Annotated in this window: 1 protein-coding gene; it reads right to left on the bottom strand. The window is 51.5% G+C overall.

The window, feature by feature from the left end; genetic code table 11:
• Positions 1-16: 16 nt before the first annotated feature.
• The coding region (locus HMPREF3175_RS10350) for a hypothetical protein (RefSeq protein ID WP_218078866.1) at positions 17-371 on the bottom strand (355 nt) is incomplete at its 5' end.

Raw genomic sequence — 371 nt, 5'->3', positions numbered from 1 at the left:
TCCTCCAATATATTCTTCAACCCAGGTAAAGAACTCTCGCGCAGCCCCCCAATACAGCCTTGAGGAAAGAATCAGGCTCCACCGGGTACCTCTGTCCGCGTAGCTCAAAAACAGCTATCGTTCCTCTCTTCGCGAGGGAGAAGGTAGCTGTTTCCTCGCTAAACTCCCCTTGCCCCCTACCAGTGGATACATAGCTCTCAAGAGCATTAAGTAGTTCCTGCCAAAAAATGGCGACGTTTGTCCACGCATCCATCGGCATGATCTGAACCCCGTTAAGCATGAAAGAAGCCCAGCCTTCACCAGGGAAACACTTATCGTTTTGCCAATGCCACCAACGAGCCGCCTCGCCTGGATTAGCGGAAATAGATACC

Source organism: Arthrobacter sp. HMSC08H08, assembly GCF_001807575.1.
GTDB lineage: Bacteria > Actinomycetota > Actinomycetes > Actinomycetales > Micrococcaceae > Pseudoglutamicibacter > Pseudoglutamicibacter albus.
The sequence above is the reverse complement of the archived record's forward strand: the minus strand, read 5'-3'. Positions and strand labels throughout refer to the sequence as shown.